The sequence below is a fragment of the Streptomyces sp. NPDC007189 genome (assembly GCF_040703635.1).
In the GTDB taxonomy this organism is placed as follows: domain Bacteria; phylum Actinomycetota; class Actinomycetes; order Streptomycetales; family Streptomycetaceae; genus Streptomyces.
Genome location: NZ_JBEYEY010000009.1, coordinates 152,350 through 169,455, shown reverse-complemented (window position 1 = coordinate 169,455; position 17,106 = coordinate 152,350). Strand labels below are relative to the sequence as shown.

Here is a 17,106-nt window from a genome sequence, read left to right as displayed (position 1 = left end):
TGGTCAGCGCTGCGCGCGCGTACCCTCGTGTCATGACCGCCACCACCGAGGACCATGACGACCTCGCGTACAACGTCTTCGCCAAGGCGTGCCCGTCGCGCGGCACGCTGGAGCACGTCACGGGCCGCTGGGGCGGGCTGACGCTCGGCGTGCTGTACGAGGGCTCGCTGCGCTTCAACGAGCTGCGCCGGCGCGTCGACGGCGTGAGCGAGAAGATGCTGTCCCAGACGCTGCACGCGCTGGAGCGCGACGGCCTGGTGCACCGCGAGGCGCAGCCGACCAACCCGCCGCGCGTGGACTACGAACTGACCCCGCTCGGCCGCCAGGTCGCCGAGCGGCTGCTGGCGCTCATCCACTGCGTGGAGGGCGCCATGGACGACGTGCTCGCGGCACGCGCGCGTTACGACGAGACGCGCGGCGCCCGCTGACACCTCGGGCAGAAGTAGCTGGACCGGTTCATCCAGGGGCGCCGGCGCATGGGCGTACCGCACCGCCGGCAGGGCTCGCCCTCGCGGCCGTAGGCGTCCAGGGACCGGTCGAAGTAGCCCGACTCGCCGTTGACGTTGACGTACAGGCTGTCGAAGCTGGTGCCGCCGACGGCGAGGGCCGCGTTCATGACGTCCCGGACGTGGCCGAGGAGTTCGGTGGTGAGCGGGCGGGTGAAGTTCGCCGTGGGGCGTTCGTAGTGGATGCGGGCGCGCCACAGGGCCTCGTCGGCGTAGATGTTGCCGACCCCGCTGATCAGCGACTGGTCCAGCAGGGCGCGTTTGATGGTGGTCCGCTTGCGGCGCAGCGCCAGGTGGAAGGCCTCGTCGTCGAAGAGCGGGTCCAGGGGGTCGCGGGCGATGTGCGCGATGACGTCGGGCAGGCCCTCGGGGGTGTTGTCGTGCAACGACAGCCCGCCGAAGGTGCGTTGGTCGACGAAGCGCAGTTCGGTGCCGAGGGAGTCGGCGAACCGGACCCGGATGCGCAGGTGCTTCTCGTCCGGCGTCTCGTGCGGCTGCACCAGCAGCTGGCCGCTCATGCCGAGGTGGGCGAGGACGGACTGGTTGGTCTCCTCCAGCGGCAGCCACAGGTACTTGCCGCGGCGGCTGGGGGTGCCGATGTGGTGGCCCTTGAGCCGGTGCGCGAAGTCGTCGGCGCCCGCGATGTGCCGGCGTACGGCGCGCGGGTGCAGCACCTCGACCTCGGCGACGGTGCGGTGGGCGACCCAGCGCGCGAGGCCGCGCCGGACGACCTCGACCTCGGGCAACTCGGGCATGGGACCCCCCGTGCGAAGCGGTGGACGATGGAAGCGCCCGCCCCTTCGCGGACGAGGGGGCGGGCGCTCGGTACTGCTGTGGGTCAGGCGGGAGCGGACGACGACTCGTCGTCCTTGACGGCCTCCTTGGCAGCCTGGTCGGCCTCCTGGGCCTCCTTGGCCGCCTTGGCGCGCTCGTCCGCGGCGGCCTTGATGGCCCGCCATGCGGACTCGGCGGCCTGCTGCTCCGCCTCCTTCTTGCTGCGGCCGGTGCCGGTGCCGTACGAGACGCCTCCGACGCGGGCGGCAGCAGTGAAGGTCTTCTCGTGGTCGGGGCCGGTCTCCGTGACCAGGTACTCGGGCACGCCGAGTCCTTCGGTCGCGGTCAGCTCCTGGAGGGAGGTCTTCCAGTCCAGGCCGGCGCCGAGGTTGGAGGACTTCTCGATCAGCGGGTCGAAGAGCCGGTGCACCAGCTCGGACGCCGCGTCGAGGCCCTGGTCGAGATAGACCGCGCCGATCACCGCTTCCAGGGTGTCGGCGAGGATGGACGCCTTGTCCCGGCCGCCCGTGCCCTCTTCACCGCGGCCGAGCCGGATGAAGGAGCCCAGGTCGAGCCCACGGCCGACCTCCGCCAGCGCACGCGAGTTGACCACCGCGGCCCGCAGCTTGGCCAGCTGGCCTTCGGGCAGGTCGGGGTGGGTGCGGTACAGCGTGTCCGTGACGACGAGGCCGAGCACGGAGTCCCCGAGGAACTCCAGCCGCTCGTTCGTCGGCAGACCGCCGTTCTCGTACGCGTAGGAGCGGTGGGTCAGCGCGCGCACCAGAAGGGCGGACTCGACCTTGTAGCCGAGCCGCCCTTCCAGAAGCGTGTGGGACGAGGCCTGGTTGTCCGCCTTCTTCTTGGCGGGTGCGTCCGCCTTGGCGTCTTCCGCCTTCTTGGGACTGGACACAGTGCCTCTCACCAGCCCGCTCAGACTTCGAGGACCTGGCGCTTGTTGTAGGTGCCGCAAGACGGGCACGCGATGTGCTGCTGCTTGGGCTCGTGGCAGCGCTCGCACGCAACCAGGGTGGGGACCGCAGCCTTCCACTGCGACCGGCGGTGGCGCGTGTTGCTGCGCGACATCTTCCGCTTCGGAACAGCCACGGCTACTTCTCCTGCTTCTCGTCGACGCCCGCTTCGGCGCCGCTCATCTCGTCCTTCTCGCCGTCTTCGAGTGAACCGGCGAGTCCCTGCAAAGCCGCCCAACGGATGTCGACGGCGTCGTGGTGGTGGTCCGGGTCGTCCGCGAGCCGCGCCCCGCACTCGGAGCACAGGCCCGGGCAGTCTTCCTGGCACACCGGCTGCATCGGCAGTGCGAGCACCACCGCATCGCGCAGCAGAGGTTCGAGGTCGAAGAGTCCGTCCTCGATGAAGAACCTGTCCTCGTCGTCCTCGGCGTCGTCGCCCGGTTCCGCGATCACGCGGCCCCGGTCGTCGGCGTCAGGGTACGAGAACAGCTCCTGGAAGTCCGCTTCGAGCTCCAGCTCGACCGGCTCCAGACACCTTACGCACTCCCCCTCTGCCTGTGCACGGGCGGTGCCTGTGACGAGCACCCCTTCCATGACCGACTCGAGGCGGAGTTCGAGCTCGACCGGGGCGCCTTCCGGCACTCCGATGACTCCCTGGATGCCGAGATCGGCGGGAGCGTCGATCGTGCGGGTCAGGCGCTGCAGCGCGCCAGGCCGCCGGCCCAGCTCGTGCGTGTCGAACACGAGGGGGTTGCGGTGGTCGAGGCGGGCGTTGGAAGCCATTCCTGCTTTCGATCTTCGAACTCGGAGGGCCGCCGCCCGTCGGTGCCGTGGGCAGCGGAGATCGCGGACGTACACGCGACCGAAGAGCCAGGATACTGGACCTTTCGCTCACGGCCCAATCCGGTGGTCGGCGGGCCGCGCTCGCCGCTACAGGCCCCGGCCCTGCTCGTACGCCCTGAGCTGCTCCGCGCTGATCATGCCGGTGTCGAACAGGCTGGTCTCGTCCAGGGCGTAGCCCTGCTGCGGCTGGGTCTGCTGGGACTGCTGGTGGGCCTGCTGGGGGTCGTAGGCGGCCTGCTGGGGGTCGTAGCCCTGGTAGGCGGCGTAGGGGTCGGCCTGCTGGTAGCCGTAGGGGTCCTGCTGGCCGTAGCCGGCCTGCTGCGGGAAGCCGCCGTAGGGGTCGGGCTGCTGCTGCTCGTACGACGCGTAGGCGGGCTGCGGGTCGTACGACGGCTGCTGCGGGGCCTGCTGCGGCCGGTCCGGGCGCTCGGCCGGGGCGTCCTGCTCGGCGAGCGCGGCGAGGTCGGCGAGGTAGTCGGCGTCGCTGGAGTGCTGGAAGGTGGAGGTGTCGTCGGCGAGGGCGCCGAGGTCGTCCGTGGCGATCCGGCCGTGCAGCTTCTGCCGGCCGCGGCCGACCGCCTCCAGGGTCTTGGCCAGCACCGCCTCGAAGGCGCCGAGCTTGGCGTCGACGTACTGGTCGGCGTTCTGGCGCAGGGTGTGCGGGTCGTGGCTGCGCTCGGGGGCGTCCTCGTCCTCGTAGCCGTTCTCGTCCAGGCCGGGGCCGGTGCCGAGCAGCTTCTCGCGGCCGCGGCCGACCGAGCCGAGGGTCTTGGTGAGGACGACCTCGAAGTTGGCGAGCTTGGAGTCGACGTAGTCGTCGGCCTCGGCGCGGATCTCCTCGGCCTCCTTGCGGGCCTCGGCGAGGATCCGGTCGGCCTCGGCCTGCGAGCGGCGGGCGATCTCGGTGCCGGCGATCAGCGAGCCGCGCTCGGCGTGCGCGCTCTCGATGATCCGCTCCGCCTCCCGGCGGGCCTCCTCGACCATCTGCTCACGGTCGCCGATCAGCTCCTGCGCCTGTGCGAGGGAACCGGGCAGGGCCTGGCGCACCTCTTCGAGCATCGCGAGCAGCTCCGCGCGGTTGACCACGCACGACGCCGACATGGGCATGGACCGGGCGCCGGAGACCGTGGAGACGATCTCGTCGAGCTTCTTCTGCACGTCCACCTGTGCTCGCCACTCTCTACAGCCGGGTTGGAGACGGACGGGACGACTGTAGCCCCATCAGGGTTTGCTCAGGCGCTTGTTCAGGGCCTCGAGCACGGGGGCGGGCACCAGGTGGGAGACGTCGCCGCCCCAGGCCGCGACCTCCTTGACCAGGGAGGAGGAGAGGAAGCTGTAGGTGGGGTTGGTGGGCACGAACAGCGTTTCGACGCCGGTGAGGCCGTTGTTCATCTGGGCCATCTGCAGCTCGTAGTCGAAGTCGCTGACGGCGCGCAGGCCCTTGACGATGGCCGGGATGTCGCGCTGCTTGCAGAAGTCGACGAGGAGGCCGTGGAAGGCCTCGACCCGGACGTTGGCGTAGTCGGCGGTGACCTCGCGGATCAGCTCGATCCGCTCCTCGATGTCGAACAGGCCCTTCTTGGACTTGTTGATCATCACCGCGACGTACACCTCGTCGTACAGGCGGGAGGCGCGGGCAATGATGTCGAGGTGTCCGTTGGTGATCGGGTCGAACGACCCGGGACAGACGGCGCGGCGCACTTGTGATCCCTCGCTCTCCGGTCCGGTCATCGTGCGTCTTCGCACGTAGAGGCGGCGCGACCGTACCAAAACGTTCCCTCGCCGTAGCGACGGGACCTGATCGCCTCGAAGCCGTCCGGCCACGGGAAGGGACCGCCTCTGGTGCTGCGCTCCACGGTGACGAGCGCTTGCTCAGCGAGCCAGCCCCCCGAGCGGAGTGTGAGGAGAATCTCGCGAAGATCGTGATCTGTGACCGCGTACGGCGGGTCGAGGAAGACCAGCTCGTACGGCTCTTCCGGCGCCGGTTGCCGGATGATCTGTTCCGCTTTGCCCGCTCGTACTTCGGCGCCGGGAAGGCCCAGGTTCTTCACGTTTTCGCGGACGATTCTCACCGCGCGGGCGTCGGCTTCGACGAGGAGTGTGTGGCTCGCGCCCCGGGAGAGGGCCTCCAGGCCCACGGCGCCCGAGCCGGCGTACAGGTCCAGGACCCGTTCGCCGTCGAGGGGGCCGCCCAGGAGGGACTGCCAGGTGGAGAAGAGGCCCTCGCGTGCGCGGTCCGAGGTCGGCCTGGTTCCGGTGCCAGGGGGTACTGAGAGGCGCCGTCCGCCGGCTCGGCCGGCGATCACGCGGGTCATGTGGGGTCCTTCTTCGTGGGCGGCTTTACGTCCATTGTGGCTGTCGTGCGGTTCCCCGCGCCCCTGTCGGGGCGCTTGCGCCTCACCCCTTTTCCAGGTACTGCTCCCTCTCCTCGTCCAACAGCGCGTCCAGCGCCGTACGGAGGCCCGGCAGACCCTCCAGCTCCGGGTCCGCCGCCACCAGGGCCGTCGCCTCCGCTCTCGCCTCGGCGATGACCTCCTCGTCCTCGATGACGGCGAGGACGCGCAGGGAGGAACGGGCGCCGGACTGGGCCTGGCCGAGGACGTCGCCCTCGCGGCGCTGTTCCAGGTCGATACGGGAGAGCTCGAAGCCGTCGAGGGTGGCGGCGACCGCGTTCAGGCGCTGGCGGGCGTCACTGGCCTCGGGCATCTCGGTGACCAGCAGGCACAGGCCGGGCGCCGAGCCCCGGCCGACGCGGCCGCGCAGCTGGTGGAGCTGGGAGACGCCGAAGCGGTCGGCGTCCATGACGACCATGACCGTGGCGTTGGGGACGTTCACCCCCACCTCGATGACCGTGGTGGCGACCAGGACGTCGGTCTCGCCGGCCGCGAAGCGGCGCATCACCGCGTCCTTGTCGTCGGGGTGCATACGGCCGTGGAGGACCTCCACCCTCAGGCCCTGCAGGGGGCCGCGGCCCAGTTGCTCCGCCACCTCGAGGACGGCCAGCGGCGGGCGCTTCTCCGCGTCGTCCTCGGGGGACTTCTTCCTGCCGGACTTCTTCGGGTCGTCCTCCTCGTCGCCGATGCGCGGGCAGACGACGTACGCCTGGTGGCCGCCGGCCACCTCCTCGCGGACGCGCTCCCAGGCGCGGGCGAGGAAGTGGGGCTTGTCGGCGGCCGGGACCACATGGCTGGCGATCGGCGAGCGGCCCGCGGGGAGCTGGTCGAGGACGGAGGTCTCCAGGTCGCCGAAGACCGTCATGGCGACCGTGCGCGGGATCGGGGTGGCCGTCATCACCAGCAGGTGCGGGGGCTGTTTGCCCTTGCCGCGCAGGGCGTCGCGCTGCTCGACGCCGAAGCGGTGCTGCTCGTCGACCACGACCAGGCCGAGGTCGTGGAACTGGACCTTGTCCTCGATCAGGGCGTGGGTGCCGATGACGATGCCGGCCTCGCCGGTGACCAGGTCGAGCAGGGCCTGGCGGCGGGCGGCGGCGCCCATGGAGCCGGTGAGCAGGACGACCTTGGTGGCGTGCTCGGCGCCGCCCAGCATGCCTCCCTCGGCCAGCTCACCCATCATCTCGGTGATCGAGCGGTGGTGCTGCTGGGCGAGCACCTCGGTGGGCGCGAGCATGGCGGCCTGCCCGCCCGCGTCGACCACGGCGAGCATGGCGCGCAGGGCCACCATCGTCTTCCCGCTGCCCACCTCGCCCTGGAGCAGGCGGTGCATCGGATGCTCGGTGGCGAGGTCGCCGAAGATCTCCTCGGAGACCTTCCGCTGGCCCTCGGTGAGGGTGAAGGGCAGGCGGTCGTCGAAGGCCGCCAGGAGGCCGTCGGGCCTGGGCCTGCGGGGGACGGCGGGGAGCTGGGTGTCGGCGTGACGGCGGCGGGCCAGGGCGACCTGGAGGACGAAGGCCTCGTCCCACTTCAGGCGGGCGCGGGCGTCGGCGATGTCGGCCTTGGTGTGCGGGCGGTGGATCTTGAGCAGCGCCTCGGGCAGGGGCACCAGGCCTCGGCCCTCGCGGAGGGCGGCGGGGAGCGGGCCCAGTGCCTCCTGGGCGGTGGGCAGCACCGTCTGGACCGCCTTGGCGATCTTCCAGGACTCCAGTTTGGCGGTCGCCGGATAGATAGGGATCAGGGCGCCGGCCCAGGCCTCGACGGTCTCCTCGCCGTCGCCGCGCAGCAACTCGTAGGCGGGATGCGCCAGTTGCAGGCGGCGGTTGAAGACGGAGACCTTGCCCGCGAAGAGCGCGCGGGTGCCCGGCAGCAGCTCCTTGTGGGGCTTGTGGACGCCGTTGCCGAAGAAGACCAGTTGGAGCCGGCCGCTGCCGTCGGTGATCGTGACCTCCAGGCGCTGGCCCTTGCCGCGGGGCGCCTTGGCGGAGGCGAAGGAGTGCAGGCGGGCGTCGGCGACCTGGGCGACCACCGTGACGTGCTCGTCCATGGGCAGCTCGGCGAGCCGGGTGAGCTGGCCGCGCTCCTCGTATCTGCGCGGGTAGTGGTGGAGGAGGTCGCCGACGGTGTGCAGGCCGAGGTGCTCGGCCATCACCTTCGCGGTGGCGGGGCCGAGCACCGACTTCAGTGGCTGCTTCAGTGGTTCTCGCAGTGCGGGCACGAGATCCATTGCACACCACGGCACTGACAATGCCGTAGCGCCGACCTGCGGATGTGCCGCACAGGGCGTGCCGGGGGCGCGGCACGCCTCGTCGGACAGATCCGGGAATCTCCTGGTCAGGTGGCTCTTAGGGGCCTAGGATGGCGCGCTCCGGCCATCCTTTCGCGGTCACCGCCCCGCCGGGACCGCCCGACCCCGCGCCGTACGCCCTCCCCCTGCGGCGCAGTGACGATGGACTCCCAGACCTCGCAGTCATCCCAGGCATCCCAGTCACCTCACCCACCTCACATGTTCCAGGTCGACCTGCGCGGTCTGGTGGACCTGCTCTCCCATCACCTCTACTCCAGCCCCAGGGTCTATCTGCGCGAGCTGCTGCAGAACGCCGTGGACGCCGTCACCGCCCGGCGGGCCGAGCAGCCGGACGCCCCGGCGCTGGTCCGGCTGCAACCGGCGGACGGCGCCCTTCGGGTGGAGGACAGCGGGATCGGGCTCACCGAGGCGGATGTGCACGATCTGCTGGCGACCATCGGGCGCAGTTCCAAGCGTGCCGAGGGCCTTGAGGAGGCCCGCTCGGGCTTCCTCGGCCAGTTCGGCATCGGCCTGCTCGCCTGTTTCCTGGTCGCCGAGCGGATCCGGGTGGTCAGCCGCAGCGCCCGTACGCCCGGCGCACCACCGGTGGAGTGGACGGCGTGCGACGACGGCTCGTACACCGTCCGTACCCTGCCCGACTCCGCGCGGCCCGAGCCGGGTACGACCGTGCACCTGACCGCGCGGCCCGGGGCGGCCGAGTGGCTGGCGCCGGAGCGGGTGCTGAGTCTGGCCCGCGACTTCGGCTCGCTGCTGCCGTACGACGTCCGGGTGGGCGAGGAGCCGGTCACCGCCCTGCCCGCGCCCTGGGACCGGCCGTATCCGAGCCCGGCGGCCCGAAGGGTGGCGCTGGCCCGGCACTGCCACGAGCTGTTCGGGTTCACGCCGCTGGACTCGATCGGTCTGGATGTGCCGCTGGCCGGGATCCGCGGGGTGGCGTACGTGCTGCCGGCGGCCGTGAGCCCGGCCCGGCGGGCGGGCCACCGGGTGCATCTGAAGGGCATGCTGCTGACCGAGCGGGCCGAACAGCTGCTGCCCGACTGGGCGTTCTTCGTGCGCTGTGTGCTCGACACCGACAGTCTGCGGCCGACGGCCTCGCGCGAGTCGCTGTACGAGGACGAGACGCTGGCCGCCGTGCGGGAGGCGCTCGGCGAGCGGATCCGCTCCTGGCTGACGGGGCTCGCCGCCGGTGATCCGGAGCGGCTGACGGCGTTCCTCGCGGTGCACCACCTGGGGGTGAAGTCGCTCGCCCGGCACGACCGCGGCATGCTGCGCACGATGCTGCCCTGGCTGCCGTTCGAGACGACCGACGGGCAGCTGTCCCTGGAGGAGTTCGCCCAGCGGCACCCGGTGGTGCACTTCACCCGGACCGTCGAGGAGTACCGGCAGGTCGCGCCGATCGCCTCCGCGCAGGGCATCGGGGTGGTCAACGGCGGCTACACCTACGACGGCGACCTGGTCGAGGCGCTGCCCTCGGTGCGGCCGGGGACGGTGGTCGCCGAGCTGGACGCGGACACCGTGACCGCGCACCTGGACGCGGTCGACCCGGCCGAGGAACTGGCCCTGTCCGGCTTCCTCGCGGCCGCGCGGGCGAAACTCGACCCCCTGGGCTGTGACGTCGCCCTGCGGGCCTTCCATCCGCTCTCCGTGCCCGCGCTGCACCTGGACGACCGGGCGGCGCGGCACGAACAGGCCCGCGCTGCGGCCGAGGAGCAGTCCGACGACCTGTGGGCGGGCATCCTCGGCTCGCTGCGCGGCAGCGCCCCACGCGCGCGTCTGGTGCTCAACCACCTCAACCCCCTGGTGCGCAGGATCAGTTCGCTGCGGGACCCCGAGCTGATCGGCACGGCGACCGAGTCGCTGTACGGACAGGCCCTGCTGATGGCGCAGCGACCGCTCAGACCCGCCGACTCGGCGCTGCTGAACCGGGCGTTCATCGGCCTGCTGGAGTGGGCCACCCACGGGGAGGGCGACCGCTGATGGGGGAGATCACGGACTTCGACGCGCTGCGCCGGGCGATGGCGGAGAACGCCGAGGAGGCGGAGGGACCGGCCCGCAACGCGCGCGCGGAGCGGCTGCTCGCCGAGGCCGAGTCGCTCGGCGTCCCACTGGCCGTCGTCGAGGCCCTCGGGCACCAGCTGAAGGTCTACAACTACAGCTCCGAGAAGGACAAGATGTTCGTCCCGTTCGCGCGGCTGCTGCGCATGTGGGACGAACGGCCCGAGGACTTCGACGCGTACGAGGCGCACTCGCTGCACTGGGTCTTCAAGTGGATGTCGGCGGGCATGCTGGACCAGCCGCACATCCCGCTGGCCTCCGTCGAGAAGTGGCTCGGCGAGATGGAGCACCGCTACCGGCTCGCCGGGTACTCCGAACGCGCCGTGCGTGCCGCCGAGTTCAGTGTGGCCGCACACACCGGGGACCTGGCGCGGGCGGAGCGGGCGTACGCGGCGTGGCTCGCCGCGGACCGCGACGAGATGGCCGACTGCCACGCGTGCGAGCTGCACGGGCAGGGCACCTGGCAGGCCGAGCGCGGCCGGGACGCGGAGGCGCTCGGCCTGTGGGCGCCGGTGCTGGAGGGCGAGTTCGTCTGCGCCCACGAGCCGCACACCGTGCTGGCCTCCTCGCTGGCCCCGCTGCTGCGCCTGGGCCGGCTCGACGAGGCCCGCGCGAACCATCTGCGGGGCTTCCGGCTCGTCCGCCCGATGGAGTCGATGCGCGGCGCGTACGCCGACCACGTGGAGTTCTGCGCGCTGACCGGCAACGAGGCGCGCGGTCTGGAACTGCTCGCCGAGCGGCCCGCGTACTTCACGGACACCGGGCATCCGCGCAGCCGGCTGGACTTCCTGGCCGTGGTGACGCTGCTGATGGACCGGCTGACCGAGCTGGGCCTGGGCGCACAGCGGGTGCCGGGGCCGGCCGGGCGGACCTGGACGGCGAGCGAACTCGCCGCCCACGCGCGCGCGGAGACGCTGGAACTGGCCGAGCGGTTCGACCGGCGCAACGGCACCTCCTACGTCGGCGACCGGGCACGCGCGCGTATGGCCCAGCGGCCGCTGGTGGACCGCCTGCCGCTGGGCGTGCGCACTGTGCGCCCGGCGCCGGCCCCGGTGGCCGCGCCCCCGCCGTCCGAGGCGCGGGACGAGGCCGACCTCGCGGCCCTGCTCGCCGAGGCCCGGCGGCTGTCTCGGACACTGCGCCCGCACGCCCTGGAGGCTTGGGCGGCGGTGGCGCGGGCCGCGCAGGGCGTGGAGCTGGAGCCGCGGGCCCGCGCGGAGATCACCGAGAACGAGGCGATGGCCCGCGGCCCCGAGGGCATCGGCCTGTTCGAGCGGGCGGCGGCCCTGTACGCGGAGGCGGGCGACCCCGGCGAGGCCCTGGCGGCACGCGCGCGTGGAGCGTACGTCCGCGCCCTCGCGGGCGACCCGGCCGCCGCCCTGGACACGGTCGACGCCCTGTACGACGAGGCCCTCGCCCTGTACGCCGAGGAGGCGACCGGCGTACGCCAGACGGCGTCGGTGGTGATGAGCCGGGCACGGGTGCTGATGCGGTGCGTGCACGAGGGAGCTGACAGGACCCCCGCCCCGGAGACGTTCACCCGGGCCGAGCAGGCCGTGCGGGAGGTGCTCGCGCTGGTCGGCGGGCGGACCGGGGACGACGTACGGCTGGCCGCCCGGGCCGCGGAGGCGCGGGGGATGCTCGCCGAGCTGGCCGTGATGCGCGGGGACGGCGAGCGGGCCGCGGAGCTGTTCCGGCGGACGGCCGAGGAGTACGTGAGCGCCGGGCTGCCGTGGTTCGCGGTGGAGTACGAGGTGCAGGTCGCCGCGCTGGCCCACCAGGCCGGTGACGCGGCCGGGGCCGAGCGGGCGCTGCGGTCCGCGCTGGAGCACGGCGGGCCGTACGTGGAGCCGGTCGGGCGGGCCCAGCTGCATCTGCAGCTCGCCGAGGTGACCGGCGGGCGCGGTGCGGTCGCCGAGGCCGCCGAGCACGCGCTCCAGGCCGCGCACTGGGCCGACGAGGCGGGCGAGAGCGGCACGCTGGGCGCCTGGGCGCGGCAGGCGCTGGGCGGGCACCTGCTCCGGCAGGGCCGCTGGGCGGAGGCCGCCGAGGTGCTGGAGTCGGCGCTGGCCGACCTGTCCCCGCAGACGCACGGCGACGGGGCCGTCGTACAGGCGCTGTGGTGGCTCGGCGACTGCCTGGACGAGCTGGGCGACCATCGTGAGGCGGCCGAACGCCGGCTGCGTGCGGCCGGGATCGCCCGGCACTGGCCCGAGCAGCAGGACCACGCCACGCTCGCCCATCTCGCCGCCGAGTCCCTGGGCAAGGCCGGTCTGCCGGAAGAGGCCGACCAGGCGTACGCGCGCGCGGGCGAACTGTGGCGGGCGCTGGGCAATTCGGCCTTCCTCGTCCGCTCGCTGCGGGCCCGCGGCTGGCTGGCGCTGCGCCGGGAGGGCGGAGCGGAGGGCGCCCGGGAGCGGATGGCGGAGGCGGTGCGGGAGTGCGAGCGAGCGGTCCGGGCGGCGGCCGACCCGGTGACCCGGGAACAGCTGACGGACGAACTGGCTCACACTCACCGCCAGTTCGGCGAACTGCTGGTCCGCTCGGCGACGGAGGAGTCGGGAGACGCCGAGGAGCCTGCTGGGCCGGGGGACACCGAGGACCAGGCGGTGCAGGCCGTGTTCGAGGCGGCCCTGGTTCAGCTGGACCGGGCGGCCGCGCTGTTCGGCGCCCTGGGCGCGAGCGCGCTGGACGACCGCACCGGAGCCGAACTCGCCGCCGGACGACTGGCGGCCGCACTGGGCCGTCCCGCCGAGGCGGCGACACGCGCGCGTGCGGTGCTCGCGGCCTACGAGAACGCCGACGACGGGAACGAGACGGTCCGGGCACGGCGAGCGGAGGCCACGGAGCTGCTGGGGCTCGACGGGTGAGGCGGAGGGTCACTCCACGCCGATGAGCAGCAGCGTCCCCTGGTGGCCGCCCCGGTAGACCACCGTGTCGACGGCGAGGTAGGACTCCCGTACCCGGGCCTGGAGCTGCTCGGCGACGGTCTCCGGGGCCTCGTCGCCGACGACCAGGGTGACCAGCTCGCCGCCGGCCTGGAGCATGCGGTCCAGGACGGTCCGGGCGGTGGCGGTGACATCGGCGCCGATCACCGCCACGTCGCCGTCGATGAGCCCGAGCACGTCCCCGGCCTGGCAGATGCCGGCCGTCGTCCAGGACTGGCGCTCGGCGACGACGACCTCGGCGTACCGGGTGGCGCCCGCCGCCGCGGTCATCTGGACGACGTCCTCGTCGAACCGGCGCTGCGGCTCGTGCACGGCGAGCGCGGCGATGCCCTGGACCGCCGAGCGGGTCGGGATCAGGGCCACCCGGATGCCCTCGGTGCGGGCCTGCTCGGCAGCCGCCGCGGCCGTGTGGCGCAGCTCCGCGTCGTTGGGCAGCAGGACGACCTCGCGCGCGTGGGCCCGTCGTACGGCCTGCACCAGCTCCCCGCTCGCGGGCGGCTCCCCCGGGCGCGCGAGCACGGTCGTGGCGCCCGCCTCGGTGTAGAGCCCGGCCAGGCCCTCGCCCGGTACGACGGCGACGACGGCCCGCTGGGCACGCTCGCGCGGCGGCCCCTCGCCCCCGGTGTGCACGTCCCCGAGCCCGAAGTGGGTGATCCGGATCCGGTACGGCCGCCCGGCCTCCACGCCCGCCTCCACGGCGGCGCCGGCGTCGTCGACGTGCACATGGACGTTCCACAGCCCGTCGCCGCCCACCACGACCAGGGAGTCGCCGAGGGCGTCGAGGCGGTCCCGGAGCCGGGCCACGGCCGTGTCGTCGGCCTCCAGGAGATAGATCACCTCGTAGGCGGGCCCGCCGGTGTCGACGGCGTCCGCGCACAGGTCCGCACCGGACGCGCTCCCCACGCGCGCGTGCCCACCGGAAACGGCTACCGGAGCTTCGGCCGCCTCCCGCACGGCAGGGATCTCACGTACGGCAGGGATCTCACCGACGGCCCGGTATCCCGGCGCCTCCCCAACGACAGGCGTCCCGCGCGCGGCCCGGTTCCCCGGAACCGCGGGCGCGTCCCCTACGGCAGGCGTCCCGCCCTCCGCCCGGCTCCCCGGAACCGCAGCCGCGCCCCCTACCGACGCCCCCTCCCGTACCGACGAGGAAGCCTCCCGTACCGTCTCCCCCGTGAGCGTCTCCACCAGTGCCCCCAGCACCGCCACCAGGCCCCGGCCGCCCGCGTCGACCACTCCGGCGCGGCCGAGCACGGCGAGCTGGGCCGGGGTGGCCGCCAGGGCCGTGCACGCGCCCTCGTAGGCCACTCGCGCGACCGTCCCGCAGTCGCCCTCGGCCTGCTCGGCGGCGTCCGCGGCGGCCGAGGCGACGGTGAGCACCGTGCCCTCGACGGGGTGGGCCACAGCCTGCCGGGCGGAGTCGGCAGCCCGCCGCAGCGCCAGCCGCAGCCCCGCGCCGTCGTCGCGCGTCTCCTGTCCCTCTTCGCCCTCTTCGCCGAGCACCTGCGCCATGCCGCGCAGCAGCTGCGCCAGGATCGTCCCGGAGTTGCCGCGGGCCCCGATGAGCGCCCCGTGGGCCATGGCGTGCACGGTGTCCGCCAGGGACGGCTCCCCGTCACCCGTCTCGTACCCGGCGAACACCGCCTCCACGGCCGTCGCCGCCGACTCCACGGTGAGGTAGAGATTCGTTCCGGTGTCGCCGTCGGCCACCGGATAGACGTTGATCGCGTCGATCTCCTCACGCGCGCGCCCCAGAGCCCCGAGCGCCCGACCGCACCAGGTGCGCACCGCGAGAGCATCGAAGAATGTCTGCGGCACCTGCGCCACCTGCGCCTCCCTGAGCCGGCCGTACGTGGGACGCAGCGTAGACCCCGTACGGGCGTCCACCGGAAGAGGGCCGTGAGCCGGCCCTGAGCTGCCATGGTAGTTTCGTTGTACGGGCGCAGCCGTTGTATGCTGCTCCGGTTGCCCGATCCTGATCGGGCCATTCCCCTGGCAGCGCCACTCAAGATCTCAGGTCTTAAGATCTCGATTCCGGCATGCCGGGATCAACCGTAAGTGCATCTGAAGTCTTTGGAGTGACCCGTGGCTGCCAACTGCGACGTCTGCGGCAAGGGGCCGGGCTTCGGCAACAACATCTCGCACTCGCACCGCCGTACGTCCCGCCGCTGGAACCCGAACATCCAGCGTGTGCGTACCGTGGTCGGCGGGACGCCGAAGCGCGTGAACGCTTGCACCTCGTGCATCAAGGCCGGCAAGGTCTCGCGCTGACGCTACAGCTGAGCGCGCGGCCACTGCCTGGTTCGCTGCACTGAGCCGGTCCACCTCAGGGTGGACCGGCTTTTTGCCGTATCCGAATCCGCGGTACCTGACGCACCCGCCGCGGTCACTCCCGCAGCCGCCACCCGTGGTCCACCGGCCCGATCCCCGCCCCCAGGGAGAAGCCGGCCGCGATGGCCCCCGTGACGTACTCCTTGGCCTTCCGGGCCGCCTCCGGCACGCTCAGCCCCTTGGCCAGCCCCGAGGCGATCGCGGAGGCCAGTGTGCAGCCCGTGCCGTGCGTGTGCCGGTTGTCGTGGCGCGGGGCGCGCAGCCAGTGCTCCGCCGAGCCGTCCGTGAGCAGGTCCACGGCATCGCCGGACAGATGGCCGCCCTTGATCAGCACCCATCGCGGCCCGTACTCGAGCACGGCCGCCGCGGCCCGGCGCAGATCGTCCTCCGACTCCACGCGGATGTTCGTGAGTTGGGCCACTTCGTCCAGGTTCGGCGTCGCCACGGTCGCCGCAGGGAGCAGCTTGGTGCGCACGGAGTCCAGCGCGGAGGCGGCCAGCAGCGGATCCCCGTGCTTGGAGACGCCCACCGGGTCCACCACGGCCGGCGCGTCCGTGCCGGAGATCAACTCGGCGACCGCCTCGACCAGTTCCGCCGAGGCCAGCATCCCGGTCTTCACGGCCTGGACGCCGATGTCGTCCACCACGCTGCGGTACTGGGCCCGCACCGCCTGAACGGGCAGCTCCCAGGCGCCCTGGACGCCCAGCGAGTTCTGCGCGGTCACGGCGGTGATCACGCTCATGCCGTGCACGCCGAGCGCGAGCATCGTCTTCAGGTCGGCCTGGACGCCGGCGCCGCCGCCGGAGTCGGAGCCGGCCACCGTCAGGACCCTCGGCAGGCTCATGACTCGATGTCCCCGAAGTGGTCCCAGCCGCCCTTGCTGGTCCAGGGCGCCCCGTCGACGGTGACCTGGGGCAGCGCGGAGGGGTTGAGGACCTCCCCGATGACCTTCCAGCGGGCCGGGAGCTTGGTGTCCGGCGGGAAGGTCGCGACGATCGCGTGGTCCTCTCCCCCGGTCAGCACCCACTGCAGCGGATCCACGCCGACGGCCTGCCCGATGTCGTTCATCTGCGAGGGGATGTCGATCGCGCCGGAGCGGATGTCGATGCGGACCTTGCTGGCCTCGGCGATGTGCCCGAGGTCGGCGATCAGCCCGTCGCTCACGTCGCACATCGCGGTCGCGCCGAGCCCGGCGGCCGCCGGCCCCGCGTGGTACGGCGGCTCGGGGCGCCGGTGGGCCTCGACGAAGGCGCGCGGGGAGCGGAAACCGCGGGAGAGGACCGCGTAACCGGCCGCGGACCAGCCCAGCCAGCCCGTGACGGCCACCAGGTCGCCGGGCTGGGCTCCCGCGCGCGTGACGGGCTCCTGGTTGCGCAGATCGCCGAGCGCGGTGATCGACACCATGATCGTGTCGCCGCGCACGACGTCGCCGCCGACCACGGAGGCGCCCGCGACCTGGCACTCGTCGCGCAGGCCGTCCATCATCTCGCTCGGCCAGGTCACCGGCAGTTCGGCGGGGACCACGAGGCCGAGCAGCAGGGCGGTCGGCACCGCGCCCATGGCGGCGATGTCCGCGAGGTTCTGCGCCGCCGCCTTACGCCCGACGTCGTACGCCGTGGACCAGTCGCGGCGGAAGTGCCGCCCCTCCAGCAGGATGTCGGTGCTCGCCACCACCCGCCGGTCGGGAGCGGCGACCACCGCGGCGTCGTCGCCGGGCCCGATCCGGACCGCCGGGGTGGTGGTGAGACGGGAGGTGAGCTCCCTGATGAGCCCGAACTCCCCGAGCTCACCAACAGTGCCCTTCATCGCCCTTGCTCCCCTTCTCTGCCATGCCGTGTCCACTCGCGCGTCATCAGTGTCCCCGATACGGTCGAGGTGACTGTCGATGCGGTCCCGTTGACCGCCGACACGGTCCGCCCGGCCGTGGAGACGATCGCGAGACCGTCAACTTCGGTCGTGCCTGCACCCTGGCGCGCAAGCCCG

15 protein-coding genes are annotated in these 17,106 nt (G+C 72.9%); 4 read left to right on the top strand and 11 right to left on the bottom strand.

The genetic code is table 11. The features are described from left to right. Positions 1-32: 32 nt before the first annotated feature. Complete coding sequence (locus tag AB0950_RS20300) at positions 33-428, top strand: helix-turn-helix domain-containing protein (protein ID WP_360152514.1); 396 nt, start codon at positions 33-35, stop codon at positions 426-428. Here AB0950_RS20300 and mutM read toward each other — a convergent pair. From mutM to recG, 8 genes are all read right to left on the bottom strand, one after another. Further along, on the bottom strand, positions 401-1,261 hold the full coding sequence (mutM, locus tag AB0950_RS20295) for a bifunctional DNA-formamidopyrimidine glycosylase/DNA-(apurinic or apyrimidinic site) lyase (protein ID WP_360572706.1): 861 nt from the start codon (positions 1,259-1,261) through the stop codon (positions 401-403). The genes AB0950_RS20300 and mutM overlap by 28 nt on opposite strands. Before the next feature lie 83 nt (positions 1,262-1,344). Next, positions 1,345-2,202, bottom strand: coding sequence for a ribonuclease III (gene rnc / locus AB0950_RS20290; protein ID WP_360152508.1), 858 nt, complete (start codon positions 2,200-2,202; stop codon positions 1,345-1,347). Positions 2,203-2,210: 8 nt separating this feature from the next. Then, a complete protein-coding gene (gene rpmF / locus AB0950_RS20285) occupies positions 2,211-2,384 on the bottom strand; it encodes a 50S ribosomal protein L32 (RefSeq protein ID WP_003951102.1) in 174 nt (57 codons plus the stop codon). A gap of 2 nt (positions 2,385-2,386) precedes the next feature. After that, on the bottom strand, positions 2,387-3,031 hold the full coding sequence (locus AB0950_RS20280) for a YceD family protein (protein ID WP_360152505.1): 645 nt from the start codon (positions 3,029-3,031) through the stop codon (positions 2,387-2,389). 147 nt (positions 3,032-3,178) lie between these two features. After that, entirely contained in the window at positions 3,179-4,255 is a 1,077-nt protein-coding gene (locus AB0950_RS20275) for a cell division initiation protein (protein ID WP_366779117.1), read from the bottom strand. 57 nt (positions 4,256-4,312) lie between these two features. After that, positions 4,313-4,792 (bottom strand): pantetheine-phosphate adenylyltransferase, encoded by a 480-nt coding sequence (coaD, locus tag AB0950_RS20270; RefSeq protein ID WP_360152936.1) that lies wholly within the window; start codon positions 4,790-4,792, stop codon positions 4,313-4,315. A gap of 26 nt (positions 4,793-4,818) precedes the next feature. Beyond that, positions 4,819-5,406, bottom strand: a complete 588-nt coding sequence (gene rsmD / locus AB0950_RS20265; RefSeq protein ID WP_360152499.1) for a 16S rRNA (guanine(966)-N(2))-methyltransferase RsmD — start codon at positions 5,404-5,406, stop codon at positions 4,819-4,821. A gap of 82 nt (positions 5,407-5,488) precedes the next feature. Next, positions 5,489-7,708 (bottom strand): ATP-dependent DNA helicase RecG, encoded by a 2,220-nt coding sequence (recG, locus tag AB0950_RS20260; protein WP_366779116.1) that lies wholly within the window; start codon positions 7,706-7,708, stop codon positions 5,489-5,491. A 222-nt stretch (positions 7,709-7,930) separates the two neighbouring features. Here recG and AB0950_RS20255 point away from each other — a divergent pair, with 222 nt between their 5' ends. Next, complete coding sequence (locus tag AB0950_RS20255) at positions 7,931-9,766, top strand: HSP90 family protein (protein ID WP_366779115.1); 1,836 nt, start codon at positions 7,931-7,933, stop codon at positions 9,764-9,766. Next, positions 9,766-12,714: a tetratricopeptide repeat protein gene (locus AB0950_RS20250; protein ID WP_366779114.1), complete on the top strand. Its 2,949-nt coding sequence runs from the start codon at positions 9,766-9,768 to the stop codon at positions 12,712-12,714. Before AB0950_RS20255 ends, AB0950_RS20250 begins: the two co-directional genes overlap by 1 nt. A 9-nt stretch (positions 12,715-12,723) precedes the next feature. Here AB0950_RS20250 and AB0950_RS20245 read toward each other — a convergent pair whose 3' ends face one another. Beyond that, on the bottom strand, positions 12,724-14,619 hold the full coding sequence (locus tag AB0950_RS20245; protein ID WP_366779113.1) for a DAK2 domain-containing protein: 1,896 nt from the start codon (positions 14,617-14,619) through the stop codon (positions 12,724-12,726). Positions 14,620-14,877: 258 nt separating this feature from the next. On the opposite strand from AB0950_RS20245, the gene rpmB reads away from it, so the two are divergent. Beyond that, the gene (rpmB, locus tag AB0950_RS20240; RefSeq protein ID WP_003993230.1) at positions 14,878-15,063 is read left to right on the top strand and encodes a 50S ribosomal protein L28; all 186 of its coding nucleotides are present in this window, start codon (positions 14,878-14,880) and stop codon (positions 15,061-15,063) included. Positions 15,064-15,178: 115 nt separating this feature from the next. Here rpmB and thiD read toward each other — a convergent pair whose 3' ends face one another. Next, on the bottom strand, positions 15,179-15,967 hold the full coding sequence (gene thiD, locus AB0950_RS20235) for a bifunctional hydroxymethylpyrimidine kinase/phosphomethylpyrimidine kinase (protein ID WP_366779112.1): 789 nt from the start codon (positions 15,965-15,967) through the stop codon (positions 15,179-15,181). Then, positions 15,964-16,929, bottom strand: a complete 966-nt coding sequence (locus AB0950_RS20230) for a thiamine-phosphate kinase (protein ID WP_360152480.1) — start codon at positions 16,927-16,929, stop codon at positions 15,964-15,966. Before AB0950_RS20230 ends, thiD begins: the two co-directional genes overlap by 4 nt. Positions 16,930-17,106 lie beyond the last annotated feature (177 nt).

What these genes read in the sequence shown, in the direction of transcription:
- AB0950_RS20230 (WP_360152480.1), bottom strand. Translation starts at nt 16,929, where the DNA reads ATGAAGGGCACTGTTGGTGAGCTCGGGGAGTTCGGGCTCATCAGGGAG.
- AB0950_RS20255 (WP_366779115.1), top strand. Translation starts at nt 7,931, where the DNA reads ATGGACTCCCAGACCTCGCAGTCATCCCAGGCATCCCAGTCACCTCAC.
- AB0950_RS20280 (WP_360152505.1), bottom strand. Translation starts at nt 3,031, where the DNA reads ATGGCTTCCAACGCCCGCCTCGACCACCGCAACCCCCTCGTGTTCGAC.
- rsmD (WP_360152499.1), bottom strand. Translation starts at nt 5,406, where the DNA reads ATGACCCGCGTGATCGCCGGCCGAGCCGGCGGACGGCGCCTCTCAGTA.
- thiD (WP_366779112.1), bottom strand. Translation starts at nt 15,967, where the DNA reads ATGAGCCTGCCGAGGGTCCTGACGGTGGCCGGCTCCGACTCCGGCGGC.
- recG (WP_366779116.1), bottom strand. Translation starts at nt 7,708, where the DNA reads ATGGATCTCGTGCCCGCACTGCGAGAACCACTGAAGCAGCCACTGAAG.
- mutM (WP_360572706.1), bottom strand. Translation starts at nt 1,261, where the DNA reads ATGCCCGAGTTGCCCGAGGTCGAGGTCGTCCGGCGCGGCCTCGCGCGC.
- AB0950_RS20300 (WP_360152514.1), top strand. Translation starts at nt 33, where the DNA reads ATGACCGCCACCACCGAGGACCATGACGACCTCGCGTACAACGTCTTC.
- AB0950_RS20250 (WP_366779114.1), top strand. Translation starts at nt 9,766, where the DNA reads ATGGGGGAGATCACGGACTTCGACGCGCTGCGCCGGGCGATGGCGGAG.